We start from the raw sequence: 17,993 nt of genomic DNA on the forward strand, positions 1-17,993 counted from the left end.
TTCCGTTCAGCTCCGCCTCAATAGGCTGCGCTGCCGCTGCCTGCGGGCAGGGCGCCATAGGGCAGCCAGATCGTCTTCCACTGTGTCGCGTGGCGCAGGAATCTTTCGCCCTGCGCCTGTCCTCCGGTCCAGTCGCGGTTGACGGGCGACCAGACCGGCTTGAGATTGCCGCCGGCGGCGCGTTCGACCCGTTCCAGCCCCGCGGACGGGCCGACATACCACATGGCGGCGACCTCGTCATGGGCGGCCAGAACCGGGGCAAGTTCGTCCCGGGCGCCGGTGACGATATTGACCACGCCGCCCGGCAGGTCCGAGGTGTCGAAGACCTGATACAGGTCGGCGACCGCCAGCGGATCGTCCTGCGCCGGGATCACCACCACGCGGTTGCCCATGGCGATGGCGGGCATGACCAGCGACATGAACCCGGCCAGGGGCTGCGTGTTCGGGCAGGCGATGCCCATGACGCCCCAGGGCTCGGGGATCACGTTCAGCAGATGGCCGGGACGGGCCTGCAGGTTGCGCCCGTCGAACTTGTCGGCCCAGGCGGCATAGTGGAAGGCGCGGGCCACGGCGGCCTCGGCCTCGGCCTTGCCGGTCAGATCGGCGAAGTCGCCGGTGCGGGCGGCAAGGTTCTCGGCGATGTAATACAGCACCTGCGCCCGCGCATGCCCGCCCATCCCCGCCCATGCGCCGGCCTTGGCCGCAGCCTCGACGGCGTTGCGGATATCCTTGCGGTTGCCCAGCGGTGCCAGCCCGCCCGGCACCGCGTAGGAGGCGCCGCCATCGGGGCGTTTCTGTGCGCCGCCGACATAGAGCTTGGCGGTGCGGTCGATGCCGCCGGCCTTGCCGGCCTCGCCGCCGGTCGCGGCCATCGGGGCCTGCGCCTTCGGCTCCTTGACGGATTTCACCGCCGGTTCGGCCAGATAGTCCAGCATGCCGGCCCGTCCGCCCTCGCGCCCGAAGCCGCTTTCGCGATAGCCGCCGAAGGGGGCGGCGGCGTCGAACAGGTTGGCGCAGTTGATCCACAGCACGCCCGCCTTGACGCGCGCGGCGATGTCGGTGGCGACGGCGGCACTTTCCGACCAGACCGAGCCGGCCAGCCCGTAGCGGGTGTTGTTGGCCAGTTCCACCGCCTCGTCGGCGGTGCGGAAGGTCGAGAGCGTGGCGATGGGGCCGAAGATCTCCTGCTCCATCCCCGGATTGGCCGGGGTGACGTTGCGCAGGTAGCCCGGCGCGATGAAGCAGCCGTCGGCCGGCTGGCCGCCGATCAGCTCCGCCCCGGCATCGGTGGCGGCGCGGCAGATGGCGGTGATCCGGTCCTTCTGGACCGGATCGACGATGGCGCCGATATCGGTGGACTTGTCCAGCGGCGCGCCCAGCCGCAGCCTTGCCATGCGGGCGTTCAGCAGCGCCTCGAACCGCTCGGCCACCGCCTCGGCCACGAGGATGCGCGAGCCGGCGCAGCAGACCTGGCCCTGGTTGAACCAGATCGAATCCACCACGCCCTCGACCGCCGCATCCAGATCGGCATCGGCCATGACGATGAAGGGCGACTTGCCGCCCAGTTCCAGGGTCAGCCTGCGCCCGGTCCCGGCCAGCGTGGCGGCGATGGCGCGGCCCACCTCGGTCGAGCCGGTGAAGGCGATCTTGTCCACATCCGCCCCGACCAGCGCCGCGCCGGTCGCGCCGTCGCCGGTGACGATATTGAACACGCCGGCGGGCAGGCCGACCTCCTGGCAGATCCCGGCGAAGGCCAGCGCCGTCAGCGGCGTATATTCTGCCGGCTTCAGCACCACCGTATTGCCGGCGGCCAGCGCCGGCGCGATCTTCCAGGCCAGCATCAGCAGCGGGAAGTTCCACGGGATGATCTGGCCGCAGACGCCCAAGGGCGCATGGCCCGGAAATTCGCTGTCGCGCAGTTCCGCCCAGCCGGCATGGTGATAGAAATGCCGCGCCACCAGGGGGATGTCGATGTCGCGGCTTTCGCGGATCGGCTTGCCGTTGTCCAGGGTCTCCAGCACCGACAGAAAGCGTTCGCGTTTCTGCACATGCCGGGCGATGGCATAAAGATAGCGCGCCCGTTCCCCGCCCGAAAGCTTCGCCCAGCCGGTCTGCGCCTTGCGCGCGGCCCTGACGGCTGCGGCCACGTCGTCGGCCGTGCCCTGCGTCACCTGCGCCAGCGCCTCGCCGGTCGAGGGATCGCTGGTGACGAATGTCTGCCCCGGCTTGATGAATTTTCCGCCGATGAAATGGCCGAAGCTGCCGCGCCCGGCCAGCCAGTCGCGGACCGCGCCGCTGTCCTCGACCGAGGGGCCGTATTCCATGCTTTCCATGATCTTGCTCACGCTGGACATGTTCCCCTCAGGCGATGGCTTGGCGATGGGCGGCGGCATAGCGGCCGGTGACGTGATGGCTGATCTGGCGTTCGATATCGCCCAGAAGGCTGCTGGCGCCGATGCGGAACAGATCGGGCGCCAGCCAGTCGCGGCCCAGTTCCTCGCGCATCAGCACCTGCCAGCTGATCGCGTCCTTGGCGGTGCGCAGCCCGCCGGCCGGCTTGAAGCCGACCCGGTGGCCGGTCTGCGCCTGATAGTCGCGGATCGCCCGGCACATGACCAGGCTGACCGGCAGGGTGGCGTTCACCCCTTCCTTGCCGGTCGAGGTCTTGATCCAGTCGCTGCCCGCCTGCATGGCGACATGGCTGGCGCGGGCGACGTTCTCCAGCGATTTCAGGTCGCCGGTGGCAAGGATCGCCTTCATCCGCGCCGGCCCGCAGGCCTCGCGCATGGCCCGGATCTCGTCGTAAAGCGCCGCCCAGTCGCCGCGCAGCACATGCGCGCGCGTGATCACGATGTCGATCTCATCGGCGCCCTGATCGAGGGCAAAGCGGATCTCGGCCAGCCGCAGATCCAGCGGCATCAGCCCGGCGGGAAAGCCGGTGGCGACCGAGGCCACGGGAACGCCGGAATTGCCAAGCGCGCGCTTGGCCGCGGCCACCATGGTCGGATAGACGCAGACCGCGCCCGTGGTCAGCCCCTCGACCCCCATCGCCGCCAGCAGGTCGGGTGCCACCGGCTGCATCGCCTTGGCGCAAAGCCGCGCGACGCGGTCCTCGGTGTCGTCGCCGGCCAGCGTGGTCAGGTCGATGCAGCGCACCGCGTTCAGCAGCCATGCCGCCTGCCAGTCCTTTTTCAGACTGCGCCGCACCGGCAGGGTGGCCGCGCGGCGCTCGACCGCCGGGGTGTTGATCCGGATATCGGCGAACCAGTCGGGGCGCAGATCGGTGCCGGGATTTCGGGTGCCGGGATTTTTTGGGGTGGGGCTCATGCGGACCTCGGCCAGACGGGTCCGCTCACGGTAGCGCCGCCGGCACCCTGCGGCAAGCCGTCCGGCCCGCCCGCCGGCAGGCATCGACGCCGCCGGCTGCGCGGCATGTCGCATTTTGCCCCGATCTGCCGCATCATGCCTTGAGCGGGGCGGGACACCCGGCCATTCTGACCGCGATCAGAGCCGGGGGTTCCTCATGCCGACTGCGACGCGTTCAGGCCGCTATTCCGTATTCGCCATCGCGCGCGAGGCCCTGCGCCAGCATCGGGGCTGGGCGCGCGCCTGGGCCAGCCCCGAGCCGCGCGACCGCTACAAGGTGGTGATCGTCGGCGCCGGCGGTCACGGGCTGGCGACGGCCTATTACCTGGGCCGCAACTTCGGCATCACCGATGTCGCGGTGATCGAGAAGGGCTGGCTCGGCGGCGGCAATACCGGCCGCAACACCACCATCATCCGCAGCAACTACCTGCAGGACCCGTCCGCGGCGATCTACGACAAGGCGCTGAAGCTTTACGAGAACCTGTCGCAGGACCTGAACTACAACGTCATGTTCAGCCCGCGCGGGCTGATCATGCTGGCCCAGACCGAACACGAGGTCAGGGGCTACCGGCGCACCGTCTATGCCAATCACCTGCAGGGTGTCACGACCGAATGGATCGAGCCGGCCCGGGTCAAGGAACTGGTGCCGATCATCAATCTGGACGGGCCGCGCTATCCGGTGCTTGGCGGGCTCTACCAGCCGCGCGGCGGCACGGCGCGCCATGACGCGGTGGCCTGGGGCTATGCCCGGGCCTGTTCCGACATGGGCATGCATATCATCCAGAACTGCGAGGTCACCGGTATCGAGACCGAGGCCGGGCAGGTCCGCGCCGTCAATACCGGCAAGGGCCGGATCGGCTGCGACAGGCTGGCGCTGGTCGTCGCCGGCCATTCCTCGCAACTGGCCGACATGGCCGGCTTTCGCCTGCCGATCGAAAGCGTCGCCCTGCAGGCGCTGGTCAGCGAGCCGGTCAAGCCCTGCATGGATGTCGTGGTGATGGCCAACACCGTGCATGGCTACCTGTCGCAATCCGACAAGGGCGAGATGGTGATCGGCGGCGGCACCGACGGCTTCAACAACTTCACCCAGCGGGGATCGTGGCACCATGTCGAGGAAACCGTCCGCGCGCTGGTCGAAACCTTCCCGATGATCTCGCGGCTCAAGATGCTGCGGCAATGGGGCGGGATCGTGGACATGACCGGCGACCGCTCGCCGATCCTGTCGGCCACGCCGGTCGGCGGCATCTTCGTCAATTGCGGCTGGGGCACCGGCGGCTTCAAGGCGATCCCCGGCTCGGGCTGGGCCATGGCCGAACTGATCGCCAATGGCCGGCCCGGCCCGCTGGCGGCCGAATTCGGGCTGAACCGCTTCCGCGAGGGGCGTTTCGTCGACGAATCCGTCGCCGCCGGCGTGGCCCACTGAGCATGGTTCCGCCGATGCCCGAAAATGCCGGAACCCGCGCCACATGGCGCGAATTGCCTTGCCGTGACCTCGCTTCGCGAAAGGAATCGTCATGGCGAACGGAACCGGTAACAATCGACTCTATCTCATCATCGGCGCGGTCGTGGTCGTCGTCGCGCTGCTGTTTTTCTTCATGGGCGGCGACGGGGATGTTGCGACCGACACGGCGGCCCCGGCCGGCGATGCGACCAGCGCGCCCGCCGAGCCCGCACCCGCAGAACCCGCGCCTGCAGAACCCGCACCTGCCGAGGCCGAGCCGGCCCCGGTCGAAGGCGAACCCGCACCGGCCTCGAACTAGGCCGGCCCGTCCCGGGGCTGTGGCGCAGGCGGCCCTGTCCCGGGGCACCCATGCCCATCCACCGAAGACCGGGGGCGGGCTGTCCCCGGCCTTCGCCTGCGCGGGGCGCAGGCCATGACCCGCGATCCCGGTCTCGAGGCGCAGCTGGCCGAGGATTTCGGCCATCCGGGCAGCCTGTCCGGCCGGGCCATGTTCGGCGGCTGGTGCTTTCTTCTGAACGGCAACATGCTGGGCGCCGCGCGCGCCGGGCGGGCGATGTTCCGCGTCGGCCGCGCGGCCGAGGCCGATGCCCTGACCCTGCCCGGCACCCAGCCGATGTCGCAGGGCGGCCGCGCCAGACCCGGCTTTCTGTGGCTGTCCGGCCCGCTGCTCTCCGATGACGGCATCCGCCGACGCCTCGCCGCGATGGCGCTGGCCCATGTCTCCACCCTCCCGCCCAAGGATGCCTGAATGCTGATCCTGACCTGCCCCTGTTGCGGCGTCACCGCCGAGGAAACCGAGCTTCACCCGGGCGGCGAGGCGCATCTGGAACGCATCGGCCCCGGCGGCTCGGACGCGGCGTTCGAGGCCTATCTCTTCGCCCGCAGGAACCCCCGCGGCGTGCATTTCGAACGCTGGCGCCACGCCCATGGCTGCGGCAAGTGGTTCCTCGCCGCCCGCGACACCGCCACCCTGCAGGTCTTCGGCACCTACAGCGCCCAGACCCCGCACCCGCCCGCGCAGATCGTCGCCGCGATCCGCCGCGCCCGCCCCGACTGGCAACCCCACTGGACGCAAGCCGAATGACCCACACGCCTTCCTTTCGCCTCGCTCGCGGCGGCCGCCTGATCGACCGCGCCCGGCAGATCCCGTTCCGCTTCGACGGCCGCCACCTGCGCGGGCTGCAGGGCGACACGCTGGCCTCGGCGCTGCTGGCCAATGGCCAGATGATGATGGGCCGGTCCTTCAAGTATCACCGCCCGCGCGGCCCCCTCGCCTCGGGCGCCGAGGAACCCAACGCGCTTTTCGGTCTCGGCCAGGGCGGCCGGTTCGAGCCGAACCAGCGCGCCACCACCACCGCCCTGCTGTCCGGCATGGTGATGCAGAGCCAGAACTGCTGGCCCTCGCTCGATGCCGATATCGGCGCGGTGAACGGCTGGCTGTCGCCGATGTTCCCGGCCGGCTTCTACTACAAGACCTTCATCCATCCGCGCGCCTTCTGGAAACACCTGTTCGAGCCGGTCATCCGCCACAGCGCCGGGCTTGGCCGGGCGCCGAGCGATCCCGATCCCGACCGCTATGAACAGGCCTATGCCCATACCGAGACCGTGGTCGTCGGCGGCGGCATCGCCGGGCTGACGGCGGCGCGCGAGGCGGCCCGGGCGGGCGGCCGGGTGCTGGTCCTCGAACAAGGGCCGGTCTGGGGCGGGCGCACGCCGGTCGATCACCGGGACGGGCAGGCGCGGATCGAGGCGCTTCTGGCCGATCTCGGCGCCCGGCCGAATGTCACCCTGCGCCGCAACTGCATGGCCACCGGCCTCTACGATCACGGCTATCTGCTGGCGCGCGAGGCGCTGGCCGATCACGACCCCGATCAGGGCATCCCGCGCCAGCGGCTGTGGCGGATCCGAGCGCGCCAGGTCGTCACCGCGACCGGCGCGCTGGAACGCCCGCTCTCCTTCGCCATGAACGATGTGCCGGGGGTGATGCTGGCCTCGGCGGTGCGCGACTTCATCCTCGATTACGGCGTCGCGCCGGGCCGGCGCCTCGTGGTCGTCACCAATAACGACGACGCCTATCGCACCGCGCTGATCGCGCAGGAGGCGGGGCTCGAGGTCGCCGCCATCATCGACGCCCGGCCGCGTGCCGGGGGCGATCTGGCGCAGGCCGCCCGCGCCGCCAACATCCCGGTCCTGACCGGAACCGGCATTGCCCGGGTCAGGGGCGGCCGCCATGTCGAGGGCGTCATCCATTGCGACCAGTCGGGCGAGGGCAGGCCCACGGGCGCGATCGACTGTGATGTGGTCGCCATGTCGGGCGGCTGGTCGCCGGTCGTGCATCTCTACAGCCATTGCGGCGGCAAGCTGATCTGGGACGAGGCCGAGGCGATGTTCCGCCCCGATCCCGCCCGGCCGCCGCTGGGCGCGGACGGGCAGGGCAATGTCACCGCCACCGGCGCCGCCAATGGCGATCTGCGCTGCGCCGGCGATCTGGAACGGGCCGAGGACGCGACCATGCCGGTCTGGTGCATGCCGCAGAACGCGCCCTACAAGCTGCGCAGCAAGATGTGGCTGGATTTCCAGAACGATGTGAAGGTCTCGGACGTGCAGCTGGCCGCCCGCGAAGGCTATGCCTCGGTCGAACATACCAAGCGATATACCACGCTGGGCATGGCCACCGATCAGGGCAAGCTCAGCAATATCAACGGCCTTGCGGTGCTGTCCGAGGCCCTGAGCCAGCCGATCCCGCAGACCGGCACCACCACCTTCCGCCCGCCCTACACGCCGCTGACGCTGGCGACCATCGCGGCGGATGCGCGCGGCGACGCCTTCCAGCCGCTGCGCCGCACGCCGATCCATGACTGGCACGCCCGCAACGGCGCCGCGTGGGAGCCAGTGGGCCAGTGGCGCCGCCCCTACAGCTATCCCCGCGCGGGCGAGGATCGCCACGCCGCTGTCAACCGCGAAATCCTCGCGGTGCGCAAGGGCGTGGGCACGCTCGACGCCTCGACCCTCGGCAAGATCGTGGTCAGGGGGCCGGATGCCGGACGTTTCCTCGACATGCTCTATACCAACATGATGTCCACGCTGCCGGTCGGCAAATGCCGCTATGGGCTGATGTGCAGCGAGAACGGTTTCCTGATGGATGACGGCGTGGTCGCGCGCCTGACCGAGGATAGCTGGCTCTGCCACACCACCACCGGCGGGGCCGAGCGGATCCACGGCCACATGGAGGACTGGCTGCAATGCGAATGGTGGGACTGGCAGGTCTATACCGCCAACCTGACCGAGCAATATGCCCAGATCGCCGTCGCCGGCCCGAAGGCGCGCGCGTTGCTGGAGCGGCTGCCCGGCAGCATCGACCTTTCGCAGCAGGCCTTGCCCTTCATGCAATGGGCCGAGGGCGAGGTCGCCGGCATCCCCGCCCGGATCTACCGGATCAGCTTCTCGGGCGAACTCAGCTACGAGATCGCGGTGCCGGCCGGGCGCGGGCTGGACCTGTGGGAAAGGCTGCACGAGGCCGGGCACGACATGGGCATCACCCCCTACGGCACCGAGGCCATGCATGTGATGCGCGCGGAAAAAGGTTTCATCATGATCGGGGATGAAACCGACGGTACGATCATCCCGCAGGATCTGGGGCTTGGCTGGGCAATCTCGAAAAAGAAGGCGGATTATATCGGCAAGCGCGCCCAGTCCCGCAGCTTCATGACCGACCGCGCCCGCTGGCAGCTTGTGGGGCTGGAAAGCCTCGATGGCCGGGTCATCCCCGATGGCGCCTATGCGGTGGACGCGGGCAGCAATGCCAATGGCCAGCGCAAGATGCAGGGGCGCGTGACCTCCAGCTATCATTCGCCGACGCTGGACCGGCCCATCGCCATGGCGCTGGTCCGCCACGGACCGGAACGGATGGGGCAGGTGCTGGATTTTCCGCTGCCCTCGGGCGAGGTGATGCAGGGCCGGATCTGCGACCCGGTCTTCTACGACAGGGAAGGAGGCCGGTTGAATGGCTGACGCACTCGCCACCATCACCCGCCGCGACGGGTTCGGCATGGTGACCATCCGCGCCGATCTGGACCGCTCGGGCGATGCCATCGCCGAGGCCGCGGGCCTCGCCATCCCCGGCGTGACCCGCATCACCTCGGATGGCAGCCGCAGCCTCGGCTGGATGTCGCCGGATGAGTTGCTGCTGATCCTGCCTGCGGCCGAGACCGGCGCCGCGATCGCCGCGCTGACCGGGGCGCTGACGGGCGAACATGCGCTGGTCGTCGATGTCTCGGATGCGCGCGCGGTCTTCGACCTGACCGGCCCCCATGCCGGCGACGTGATCGCCAAGCTCAGCCCCGCCGATCTGGACGCGCTGCCCGCGGACGGGTTGCGCCGCTCGCGCGCGGCCCAGACTGCCGCCGCCTTCTGGCGCATCGAGGGCGGCTTCCGCCTGATCGGATTCCGCTCGACCGCCCAGTATCTGGACCTGATCCTGAGGAACGCGGCCCTGCCCGGCAGCCAGCTGGCCCCGCGCTGACGCAACAGGGCGTGCGCACGCGGTGTACAGCCTGTGCACGGGCTGTGCAGCCCCGGTGTACGGGTCGTGCGGCGAAAAACCCGGCAATTGCGGGGCGGACCGTGCCTGCCGTCATTTCCGTTGCGCGCCGCAACGCCCGCCGCCCCGCAACAGCTTTGCCCCCGTCGGGGACGGCCTGTCGCCTCGCCCCGCGCCGGGAACCAGCCTCGCCCCCTTGCGCTGGCCCGGCGAATGCGGGACTGTGCGCCCGACGCGGAGGTTCACCCTTTCAGAAAGGACAGGAAAATGGCTTTCACTCTTCCCGATCTTCCCTATGCCCATGACGCGCTGGCCGCCGGCGGCATGTCCAGGGAAACGCTGGAATTCCACCACGACCTCCACCACAAGGCCTATGTCGACAACGGCAACAAGCTGGTCGCCGGCACCGAATGGGAAGGCAAGTCGCTGGAGGATATCGTCAAGGGCACCTACCAGTCCGGCGCGGTCGCCCAGAACGGCATCTTCAACAATGCCAGCCAGCACTGGAACCACACCCAGTTCTGGGAAATGATGGGCCCCAATCCCGGCGCCATGCCCGGCGAGCTGGAAAAGGCGCTGACCGAATCCTTCGGCTCGGTCGACAAGTTCAAGGAAGATTTCGCCGCCGCCGGTGCCGCGCAGTTCGGCTCGGGCTGGTGCTGGCTGGTCAAGGACGGCGACGGCAGCCTGAAGGTCACCAAGACCGAGAACGGCGTGAACCCGCTCTGCTTCGGCCAGACCGCGCTTTTGGGCTGCGACGTGTGGGAACATTCCTATTACATCGACTTCCGCAACAAGCGCCCGGCTTACCTGACGAACTTCCTCGACAAGCTGGTGAACTGGGAAAACGTCGCCTCGCGGCTGTAAGTCCGGCGATGTGACCGGGGATCGGGCCTGCCGGAACCAGCTTCCGGCAGGCTTTTTCTTTCTTCTCTCACCCCCGGCGAGGGCCGCCATGACGACGCCAGGCGGAATCGGCTGTCCGGTCCAGACCGGACCGGGCTGATTGCCGGCCGTTGACCGGCGGCATTGGCAATCCCCGTTGGCGCGGTATATGACTGCCTGCGACGGAAAAACTGCGGAAGGCGCCGATGGCCCACGAAAATGACAGCTTCATCGACGAGGTCACCGAGGATCTGCGCCGCGACCGGATGTTCGGGCTGTTCCGCCGCTATGGCTGGATCGGGCTGGCGCTGATCCTGTTGCTTGTCGGCGGCGTGACCTGGCGCGAATACGCGCAGGCGCGCGAGCGTGCCGAGGCCGAGGCCTGGGGCGACGCCGTGCTGACCGCCGAGGCCACGGGCGATCCGGCCGCGATCCTGAAGGTCGAGACCGGCGATTCCGAGGGGCGGGCGGCGCTGGCTGGCCTGCTGGCCTCGGCCGGCTGGGTCGAAAAGGGCGGCACCGAGGCCGCCGCCGATGCCCTTGAAGGCGTGATCGCCGCGGGCGATGCCGGGGCGCTGCTGCAGGAACTGGCCGACCTGAAGCTGGTGATGCTGAACGGCCCGGCGATGGACCCGGCCGAACGCGACGCGGTGTTGACGCGGCTGTCGCGCGCCGGCGCGCCGTTCGAGCTGCTGGCGCTGGAACAGAAGGTCGTGGCGCTGATCGAGGCGGGCCGCCGCGACGATGCCGCCATGCTGATTCGCCAGATCCAGAAGAAGGAGGGGCTGAGCGAAGCCTTGCGCCTTCGCCTGTCCGAGATGATGATCGCGCTCGGGTTCGAGACCGAGCCCGCCGAAGAAGTTCAAGCCGGCTGATCCAAGACCGGCTGATGACGAAGACGAGGGAGAGGCGAGGATGACCGCCACGCTGCGACTGACCTTGGCCCTTGCGGCCGCGTTGAGCCTGTCGGCCTGCGGCGAGCGCGAGGTGATTCTGCCGGGCGAGAGGCTCGATCCGCTGGCGGCGCTCACGCCCGGCGAAACGGTGCTGGAAGGTCCGGCCCCGGTCGGCCCGAGGGCGCTGGCCCTGCCGGCGCCGCAGGTGAACGGCGAATGGACCCATCGCGCGGGTAACGCGGCGCATCAGCCGGGCCATGTCGCGCTTGGGACCGGCACCACGCTGGTCTGGTCGAACCGCATCGGCGAGGGCAACGACCGCCGCCACCGGATCGCGGCCGACCCGGTCGTCGGCGCGGGGCTGGTGTTCACCCTCGACAGCCGTGCGCGGGTGACCGCGACCACGCTGTCGGGCGCAAGCGCATGGTCGACCGATCTGACCCCGGCGCTTGAAAACGCCAACAGCGCCTCGGGCGGCGGCGTGGCCTATGATGCCGGGCGGGTCTTCGCCACCACCGGGTTCGGCGACCTGGTGGCGCTGGACGCCGCCTCGGGCCGCATCCTCTGGCGGCAACGGGTCGAGGCGCCGGTCGGCGGTGGCCCGGCCGCAGCCAATGGCACGGTCTATGTCGCCGCGCGCAACAATGTCGGCTGGGCGGTGCGCGCCAGCGATGGCCGGGTGCTGTGGCAGACCTCTGGCCTGACCTCGCCCTCGGGCGTCATGGGCGTCTCGGTGCCGGCGGTTCAGGGCAGCACCGTCGTCTTCCCCTTCTCCTCGGACCAGTTGCTGGCCGCGGATACCGAAACCGGCCTGACGCAATGGGTGGCCGAAATCGCCGGCAGCCGCGTCGGCCGCGCGATCACCGCGGTCCGCGACATGACCGGCGATCCGGTGATCTCGAACGGCGTGGTCTATGGCGGCACCTCGGCCGGCCGCATCAACGCCATCGACATGGGCACGGGCCTCGAGGCCTGGTCGTCGCGCGATGGCGCGAACGGCCCGGTCGCGGTGGCCGGCGGCTCGGTCTTCGCGGTCAACGAACAGGCGGAACTGATCCGTCTCGATGCCGCGACCGGCGGGGTGATCTGGCGGGTCGAGCTGCCCTATTACACCGATGAGAAGGTCAAGCGGCAGGATCGCATCCATGCCCATTACGGGCCGGTTCTGGCCGGGGGACGGCTGTTCGTCGCCTCGTCCGACGGGGTGCTGCGGGTCTTCGATCCGGCCTCGGGCGGGCTGGTCGGACAGGCGGCGATCCCGGGCGGTGCTGCCTCGGCACCGGTCGTGGCCGGCCGGACCCTCTATGTGCTGTCGCGCGACGGCCAGCTTCTCGCCTTCCGATGAGCTTTACCCTCGCCATTGTCGGCCGCCCCAATGTGGGCAAGTCGACCCTGTTCAACCGTCTCGTCGGCAGGAAGCTGGCACTGGTCGATGACCAGCCCGGCGTGACCCGCGACCTGCGGGAAGGGGCGGGCCGGCTGGGCGATCTGCGCTTCGTGGTGATCGACAGCGCCGGGCTGGAAATGGCCGAGGATGACAGCCTTCAGGGCCGCATGCGGCGCCTGACCGAGCGCGCCGTGGACGAGGCCGATATCTGCCTGTTCGTGATCGATGCCCGCGCCGGCGTGACCGCGGCGGACGAATATTTCGCCGATATCCTGCGCCGCCGCGCCCGGCACGTCGTGCTTGCCGCTAACAAGGCCGAGGGCCGTGCCGGCGAGGCCGGCGCGATGGAGGCCTTCGCACTTGGCCTCGGCGAGCCCCTGCGCATCTCGGCCGAACATGGCGAGGGCATGGACGATCTCTATGCCGTGCTGGCGCCGCTGGCCGGACGGATCGAGGCCGAGCGCCCGGCACCGATTGCGGCCGAGACGGATGTCGACCTTTCGGACGAGGACGCCGAAAGCGGCGAGGGGGCCGAGGACTGGCGCCCCTCCGCGGCCCGTCCGCTGCAACTGGCGGTGATCGGCCGGCCGAATGCCGGAAAATCGACGCTGATCAACAAGATCATCGGCGAGGACCGGCTGCTGACCGGCCCCGAGGCCGGCATCACCCGCGATTCGATCAGCGTGACGGCTGATTTCATGGGCACGCCGATGCGGATCTTCGACACGGCGGGGATGCGCAAGCGCGCCAAGGTCACCGACAAGGTGGAAAAACTGTCCGTCGCGGATGGCCTGCGGGCGGTGCGTTTCGCCGAAGTGGTGGTGGTGCTTCTGGACGTGGCCATTCCCTTCGAGCAGCAGGATCTGCGCATCGCCGATTTCGCCGAAAGCGAGGGCAGGGCGGTCGTCGTCGCCGCCAACAAATGGGATCTGGAAGAGGAAAAGCCACAGAAGCTGAACGAGCTTCGCGCGAATTTCGAGCGCCTGCTGCCGCAGTTGAAGGGGGCGCCGCTGGTGACCGTCTCGGCGCGCACCGGCAAGGGGCTGGACCGGCTGCATGCGGCGGTCCTGAAGGCGCATGAGGTGTGGAACCGCCGCGTCTCGACCGCGCGGTTGAACCGCTGGCTGGAGGCGATGACCGAAAGCCACCCGCCGCCGGCGCCGGGCGGGCGGCGGATCCGGCTGCGCTACATGACGCAGGTGAAGACCCGGCCGCCGGCCTTCATCGTCAAGGCGACCCATACCGACAAGATCCCCGACAGCTATCAGCGCTATCTGGTCAACGGATTGCGAAGCGATTTCGACATGCCGGGCACGCCGATCCGGCTGTTCTTCCGCGATCAGGGGGCCGACAATCCCTATCGCGAGAAGGCGAAGAAGATCAGCCAGTCGGGTGCGCTGTCAAAGCACAAGAACCGGCAGAAGCCGAAGGGCGGCTGAACCCCGGCTTGCCCGCCGGATCAGTGCGGGGTCGTCTCCGAGGGGAAGCAGGTGATCAGCCCCATGGGGTTGCCGTTCCAGGAATCGCGGTCGAAGATCGCAACGATATAGGGCAACTCGTCCGGGTCGACATTCGCATGGCCGGGATGCGGCGGCATGGGGTTGGCGTATTGGTGCCAGTCCGGGCGCTTCTGTTTGCGCCGGCCGCGGACCTCGACCTCGTCCGGCCGATAGGACCACATGGACAGACGGTCCTCCTCGCTGTTCTCGAACCAGTGATTGATCTTTTGTTCGTTGACCGTGATCACGTCCTTGGCTGCACGGAACAGATCGTCGCGGGTCTCGAAGGTCGTGGCCAGTGGAATGTTGCGGTCGTCCAATTGTTGCGTGGTTCGCCCCGCATGCCGTTCTTCGGCATGTCCGTAGCCGTCAACCCAATCGTGCAACTGCTTGTCCAGCGTTTTCTCGACCTTTTCCGCCTCGCGCCGCTGCTTGTCCTTTTTCTTGTAGGTCCGGCCATGCGCGGTGACCAGGCCGCCGCGGGCAAGCTGCAACGGCCCTGCCGCCTGCTGCAGTGCCATCAGCCGGGCGACCGGGCTGCCGGCATCCGCGGCCTGCTGCAGCGTGACCAGGCGGTCATGGCCGGGACCCGCAGCCGCGAGGCCCCGGGCACGGGTGGCGGCCCGACGCTGCGCAGGCTTTCGTGCGACGGCAGGATGCTTCATGGGCTTGATCGCCTTTCGATTGATTACGATGAATACAAAACATCTTTTAGATGACCTTCGGCAACCGATAAAGGGTCTTGAGCGCAAGGCCGGACATCTGCCCGGCCTTTGTCGCCCGGCTGGCCCTCCGGCGCGACATGCCGCCTGCCGTTCATGTGGCGACGCTGACGAGGACGCCGGCCATGGCCGCGATGCCGAGGATCGCGGCAAGGGCGATCACCGGATCGACGCCCATCGTCGTTGCCGCAACGCCGCAGAAGGCCCAGATCACGGCGATCGAAAAGCCGATCTCCCGCCCGATCCGCAACTGGGCAGCGACCCCGAGGATCGCGGTCGGAAGCATGGTCAGGATCGCCACCTGCGTCATCGGCAGGCCAATGGCGCGGGCAAGCGGGATCGCATTGGCGGCAGCGGCGACGGCGAGGCTCCATCCGGCGAAAAAGCCGATCGTCGGCCGTCTCTGGCCGCTGCCGCGCAGGGCGGCGACGAAGGCGGCGCCGGCGGCAGCGGTGGCGCCGGCGGCGGCGATCCAGGGCGCCGGTGCCAGAAACCAGGGCCAGATCGCCGTCAGCGCCAGCGCCATGGCCAGCGGCGGCCAGGCCGGCTGCCCGGCAGAGGGGCCGTGCAGCCACTGCCGCAGACCGGCATCGGACGGGTCCAGCCACTGGCCGGCAGCATCAAGCGCCAGCAGGATCCACAGCGCGACCAGCAGCGCCCACATCACCGGGTTGGCGGGATTGAGGAACAGATAGGTCAGGTTCGGCTCGTCCAGCGGCAGGATGGCCCTGGGGTCCAGCGTCAGCATCACCCCGCCATGCCCGTTCAGCGCGGCAAGCTGTGCCTCGCTCTGCGGATCAAGCGCGAATGCGATGCCGCCGACGATGAATGCCGCCGTCGCGGCGACATGGATCAGGTTGCCAGACCGTGCCATGAAGCTGCAACGCCGGCCGGGCGGCGGCGGTTTCCACCACCGGGCGCGGGGTGGCGGGCTGGCCGCCCCGGCGCCGGCAATCAGGCCAGTACGCCCTCGGCCGTCAGCCGCGTTGCCCCGCCCAGGTAGGGATGCAATGCGGCGGGCAGATCGACCGCGCCATCCGCCTGCTGCCCGTTCTCAAGCACGGCGATCAGGGCGCGGCCGACCGCCAGCCCCGATCCGTTCAGCGTATGGACGAATTCCGGCTTGCCGCCACCCTCGGGGCGATAGCGGGCATTCATCCTCCGGGCCTGGAAATCGCCGCAATAGCTGACGCTGCTGATCTCGCGATACTTGTCCTGACCGGGCAGCCAGACCTCGATGTCATGGGTGATGCGCGCCCCGAAGCCCATGTCGCCGGTGCACAGCACAATGGTCCGGTAGGGCAGATCCAGCGCCTCCAGCACGGCTTCGGCGCAGCCGGTCATCCGCGCGTGTTCGGCAAGTCCGCTTTCGGCATCGGTGATCGAGACCATCTCGACCTTCTCGAACTGGTGCTGGCGCAGCATGCCGGTGGTGTCGCGCCCGGCGCTGCCGGCTTCCGAGCGGAAGCACTGGCTATGCGCGACCATGCGCCGCGGCAGGCTGGCCTGATCGACCAGATCGCCATGGACCGTGTTGGTCAGCGTCACCTCGGCCGTGGGGATCAGCCAGTAACCCTCGCGCGTCTGATAGCTGTCCTCGCCGAATTTCGGCAACTGGCCGGTCCCGACCATCATGTCCTCCAGCACCAGGACCGGACTCCAGGTCTCGTCCAGCCCGTGACGGGTGATGTGCAGGTCGATCATGAACTGCGCCAGGGCGCGGTGGATGCGCGCCACCGCGCCTTTCAGCATCACGAAGCGGCTGCCCGACAGCTTGGCGGCGGTTTCGAAATCCATGCCGGGCCTGACGCCGGCGATCTCGAAATGCTCGACCGGGGCAAAGTCGAAGCCGCGCGGCTGGCCCCAGCGTTTCAATTCGACATTGTCGTCCTCGTCGGCCCCGTCCGGCACCGAGTCCAGCGGCAGGTTGGGAATCCCCATCAGCATCTCGCGCAGCCGCCCGTCCAGCATCGCCGCCTCGGCCTGCATCCGGGCGATATCCGCCTTCGTCTCGGCCACCAATGCGCGCAGGCGCTGAAATTCGGCCTCGTCGCCCCGACCCTTGGCGGCGCCGACCTCCTTGCTGGCGCGGTTCTGTTCGGCCTGCGCCGTCTCGGCGGCCGAGATCTTGCCGCGCCGCTCGGCGTCCAGCGACAGAAGCTGGCCCGACAAGGCCTCGCCGCCGCGCCGTTTCAGGGCGGCATCGAAGCCTTCGGGATTTTCACGAATGGCGCGAATGTCATGCATGGCAGTCACCGGTCAGCAGGTTCAGTCGCCGACTGACTAGCGCAAGGCGCGGGGCGACAAAAGCCCGTGCCGGCCTTCGATGCGGAAATATCCCGCTGCGGCGGGCTCAGGCGGTGCGGCCATGCACCGGTTTCCCGGGGCCCATGCTCAGCCGGCGCAGAACAGACGATACATCAGCCCGACGACTTCGGCCGCGCGCGGATCCGCAACCGAATAGAGCCGCGCCTTGCCGTCGCGCCGGCAACTGACCAGCCCCTCGGCGCGCAGCCGGGCAAGTTGCTGGCTGACCGCGGCCTGTCGCTGGCCAAGCAGGTTTTCCAGCTCGGTCACCGTCTTCTCGCCCGCCGACAGATGGCAGAGGATCATCATCCGCCCCTCATGCGCCAGCGCCTTCAGGAAGGCAGAGGCTTCGGTGGCGCGTTGCATCATGTCGTCGGCGGGGATCGTGCTGCAATCGCCGTCAGAGGTTTGCGCGCGGGTATATGGTCCGGCGGCAATACCCGCCTCTCGTTCAAGCCGCGTCATCCGCCAGACCTCCCTCCCTCGACCCCTGTCCCCGCCTTCCGCAGCATCGCCGCGACCCGGGGATAAAAGAACTGCTCGCCCGGATAGCCCTCAATCCGGTCCAGTTCCATCCCCCTGCGCAAAAGAACGAAGGTCGGTGTCACATTCGGACGGCGGCCCAGCACGATGCCATCGGGCCAGGGGCCGCCGAAATCCACCAGCAGCAACGGTGCTGCCCGACCCACGGGCGAGGCTGCGTAGCCGCCGCCGATCTGGCGCCGCCAGGCGGCGCTTTCGTCGCAGTCCCTCGCCTCGACCATCAGCAGCCGCATCGGCGCGACCCGCCAGTCGATCCGGTCCGGCGCGATGTGCGAGGCTTCGATGGCCAGAACCGGCCCCGGCCCGAAGGCCGCAAGCCCGCCGGCCAGCGCCGCCGCGCCTGTCAGCAGAACGGACCGTCTGGGGACGGCAGATGGCATCGGCAG

General features: G+C 69.1%; 17 protein-coding genes. 10 read left to right on the plus strand and 7 right to left on the minus strand.

Annotated elements, in window-relative coordinates; translation table 11 throughout:
* Window positions 1–17 precede the first annotated feature (17 nt).
* Together KNW02_RS00280 and deoC are read right to left on the minus strand one after the other, a co-directional pair.
* On the minus strand, window positions 18–2,354 hold the full coding sequence (locus tag KNW02_RS00280) for an aldehyde dehydrogenase family protein (protein ID WP_216031249.1): 2,337 nt from the start codon (window positions 2,352–2,354) through the stop codon (window positions 18–20).
* A 7-nt stretch (window positions 2,355–2,361) separates the two neighbouring features.
* Window positions 2,362–3,327 carry a deoxyribose-phosphate aldolase gene (gene deoC / locus KNW02_RS00285; protein WP_216031250.1) on the minus strand — a complete coding sequence of 322 codons (966 nt, stop codon included), beginning with the start codon at window positions 3,325–3,327 and terminating at the stop codon, window positions 2,362–2,364.
* A 196-nt stretch (window positions 3,328–3,523) separates the two neighbouring features.
* Here deoC and KNW02_RS00290 point away from each other — a divergent pair, with 196 nt between their 5' ends.
* The 10 genes from KNW02_RS00290 (at window position 3,524) to der (ending at window position 13,975) form a co-directional block, all read left to right on the plus strand.
* A complete protein-coding gene (locus tag KNW02_RS00290) occupies window positions 3,524–4,789 on the plus strand; it encodes a sarcosine oxidase subunit beta family protein (RefSeq protein WP_216031251.1) in 1,266 nt (421 codons plus the stop codon).
* A 91-nt stretch (window positions 4,790–4,880) separates the two neighbouring features.
* On the plus strand, window positions 4,881–5,126 hold the full coding sequence (locus KNW02_RS00295; protein WP_216031252.1) for a hypothetical protein: 246 nt from the start codon (window positions 4,881–4,883) through the stop codon (window positions 5,124–5,126).
* 114 nt (window positions 5,127–5,240) lie between these two features.
* On the plus strand, window positions 5,241–5,576 hold the full coding sequence (locus KNW02_RS00300) for a TfoX/Sxy family protein (RefSeq protein WP_216031253.1): 336 nt from the start codon (window positions 5,241–5,243) through the stop codon (window positions 5,574–5,576).
* Complete coding sequence (locus KNW02_RS00305; protein ID WP_216031254.1) at window positions 5,577–5,912, plus strand: sarcosine oxidase subunit delta; 336 nt, start codon at window positions 5,577–5,579, stop codon at window positions 5,910–5,912. It abuts the gene before it with no gap.
* Window positions 5,909–8,839 carry a sarcosine oxidase subunit alpha family protein gene (locus tag KNW02_RS00310; RefSeq protein WP_216031255.1) on the plus strand — a complete coding sequence of 977 codons (2,931 nt, stop codon included), beginning with the start codon at window positions 5,909–5,911 and terminating at the stop codon, window positions 8,837–8,839. The genes KNW02_RS00305 and KNW02_RS00310 overlap by 4 nt, the downstream gene beginning before the upstream one ends.
* On the plus strand, window positions 8,832–9,350 hold the full coding sequence (locus KNW02_RS00315; protein WP_216031256.1) for a sarcosine oxidase subunit gamma: 519 nt from the start codon (window positions 8,832–8,834) through the stop codon (window positions 9,348–9,350). The genes KNW02_RS00310 and KNW02_RS00315 overlap by 8 nt, the downstream gene beginning before the upstream one ends.
* Window positions 9,351–9,635: 285 nt before the next feature.
* Window positions 9,636–10,235, plus strand: coding sequence for a superoxide dismutase (locus KNW02_RS00320; RefSeq protein WP_216031257.1), 600 nt, complete (start codon window positions 9,636–9,638; stop codon window positions 10,233–10,235).
* Window positions 10,236–10,459: 224 nt separating this feature from the next.
* Entirely contained in the window at window positions 10,460–11,128 is a 669-nt protein-coding gene (locus KNW02_RS00325; protein WP_216031258.1) for a hypothetical protein, read from the plus strand.
* A gap of 40 nt (window positions 11,129–11,168) precedes the next feature.
* On the plus strand, window positions 11,169–12,494 hold the full coding sequence (locus KNW02_RS00330) for an outer membrane protein assembly factor BamB family protein (RefSeq protein ID WP_216031259.1): 1,326 nt from the start codon (window positions 11,169–11,171) through the stop codon (window positions 12,492–12,494).
* A complete protein-coding gene (gene der, locus KNW02_RS00335; RefSeq protein ID WP_216031260.1) occupies window positions 12,491–13,975 on the plus strand; it encodes a ribosome biogenesis GTPase Der in 1,485 nt (494 codons plus the stop codon). The genes KNW02_RS00330 and der overlap by 4 nt, the downstream gene beginning before the upstream one ends.
* Before the next feature lie 20 nt (window positions 13,976–13,995).
* Here der and KNW02_RS00340 read toward each other — a convergent pair whose 3' ends face one another.
* From KNW02_RS00340 to KNW02_RS00360, 5 genes are all read right to left on the minus strand, one after another.
* On the minus strand, window positions 13,996–14,700 hold the full coding sequence (locus KNW02_RS00340; RefSeq protein WP_216031261.1) for an RNase A-like domain-containing protein: 705 nt from the start codon (window positions 14,698–14,700) through the stop codon (window positions 13,996–13,998).
* Between the two features lie 151 nt (window positions 14,701–14,851).
* Window positions 14,852–15,631: a hypothetical protein gene (locus KNW02_RS00345; RefSeq protein ID WP_216031262.1), complete on the minus strand. Its 780-nt coding sequence runs from the start codon at window positions 15,629–15,631 to the stop codon at window positions 14,852–14,854.
* Window positions 15,632–15,711: 80 nt separating this feature from the next.
* Window positions 15,712–17,004, minus strand: a complete 1,293-nt coding sequence (gene serS / locus KNW02_RS00350) for a serine--tRNA ligase (protein ID WP_216031263.1) — start codon at window positions 17,002–17,004, stop codon at window positions 15,712–15,714.
* Between the two features lie 147 nt (window positions 17,005–17,151).
* Window positions 17,152–17,433: an ArsR/SmtB family transcription factor gene (locus KNW02_RS00355; RefSeq protein ID WP_252733334.1), complete on the minus strand. Its 282-nt coding sequence runs from the start codon at window positions 17,431–17,433 to the stop codon at window positions 17,152–17,154.
* Window positions 17,434–17,525: 92 nt separating this feature from the next.
* A complete protein-coding gene (locus KNW02_RS00360) occupies window positions 17,526–17,987 on the minus strand; it encodes a SoxS protein (RefSeq protein ID WP_216031265.1) in 462 nt (153 codons plus the stop codon).
* Window positions 17,988–17,993: the final 6 nt, after the last annotated feature.

This window comes from Paracoccus marinaquae (assembly GCF_018860165.1).
Lineage (GTDB): Bacteria > Pseudomonadota > Alphaproteobacteria > Rhodobacterales > Rhodobacteraceae > Paracoccus > Paracoccus marinaquae.

Coding starts and splice junctions, on each gene's coding strand:
- KNW02_RS00355 (WP_252733334.1), bottom strand. CDS start 17,433: ATGATGCAACGCGCCACCGAAGCCTCTGCCTTCCTGAAGGCGCTGGCG.
- serS (WP_216031263.1), bottom strand. CDS start 17,004: ATGCATGACATTCGCGCCATTCGTGAAAATCCCGAAGGCTTCGATGCC.
- deoC (WP_216031250.1), bottom strand. CDS start 3,327: ATGAGCCCCACCCCAAAAAATCCCGGCACCCGAAATCCCGGCACCGAT.
- KNW02_RS00305 (WP_216031254.1), top strand. CDS start 5,577: ATGCTGATCCTGACCTGCCCCTGTTGCGGCGTCACCGCCGAGGAAACC.
- KNW02_RS00310 (WP_216031255.1), top strand. CDS start 5,909: ATGACCCACACGCCTTCCTTTCGCCTCGCTCGCGGCGGCCGCCTGATC.
- KNW02_RS00320 (WP_216031257.1), top strand. CDS start 9,636: ATGGCTTTCACTCTTCCCGATCTTCCCTATGCCCATGACGCGCTGGCC.
- KNW02_RS00345 (WP_216031262.1), bottom strand. CDS start 15,631: ATGGCACGGTCTGGCAACCTGATCCATGTCGCCGCGACGGCGGCATTC.
- KNW02_RS00360 (WP_216031265.1), bottom strand. CDS start 17,987: ATGCCATCTGCCGTCCCCAGACGGTCCGTTCTGCTGACAGGCGCGGCG.
- KNW02_RS00325 (WP_216031258.1), top strand. CDS start 10,460: ATGGCCCACGAAAATGACAGCTTCATCGACGAGGTCACCGAGGATCTG.
- der (WP_216031260.1), top strand. CDS start 12,491: ATGAGCTTTACCCTCGCCATTGTCGGCCGCCCCAATGTGGGCAAGTCG.
- KNW02_RS00280 (WP_216031249.1), bottom strand. CDS start 2,354: ATGTCCAGCGTGAGCAAGATCATGGAAAGCATGGAATACGGCCCCTCG.
- KNW02_RS00300 (WP_216031253.1), top strand. CDS start 5,241: ATGACCCGCGATCCCGGTCTCGAGGCGCAGCTGGCCGAGGATTTCGGC.
- KNW02_RS00290 (WP_216031251.1), top strand. CDS start 3,524: ATGCCGACTGCGACGCGTTCAGGCCGCTATTCCGTATTCGCCATCGCG.
- KNW02_RS00295 (WP_216031252.1), top strand. CDS start 4,881: ATGGCGAACGGAACCGGTAACAATCGACTCTATCTCATCATCGGCGCG.
- KNW02_RS00315 (WP_216031256.1), top strand. CDS start 8,832: ATGGCTGACGCACTCGCCACCATCACCCGCCGCGACGGGTTCGGCATG.
- KNW02_RS00340 (WP_216031261.1), bottom strand. CDS start 14,700: ATGAAGCATCCTGCCGTCGCACGAAAGCCTGCGCAGCGTCGGGCCGCC.
- KNW02_RS00330 (WP_216031259.1), top strand. CDS start 11,169: ATGACCGCCACGCTGCGACTGACCTTGGCCCTTGCGGCCGCGTTGAGC.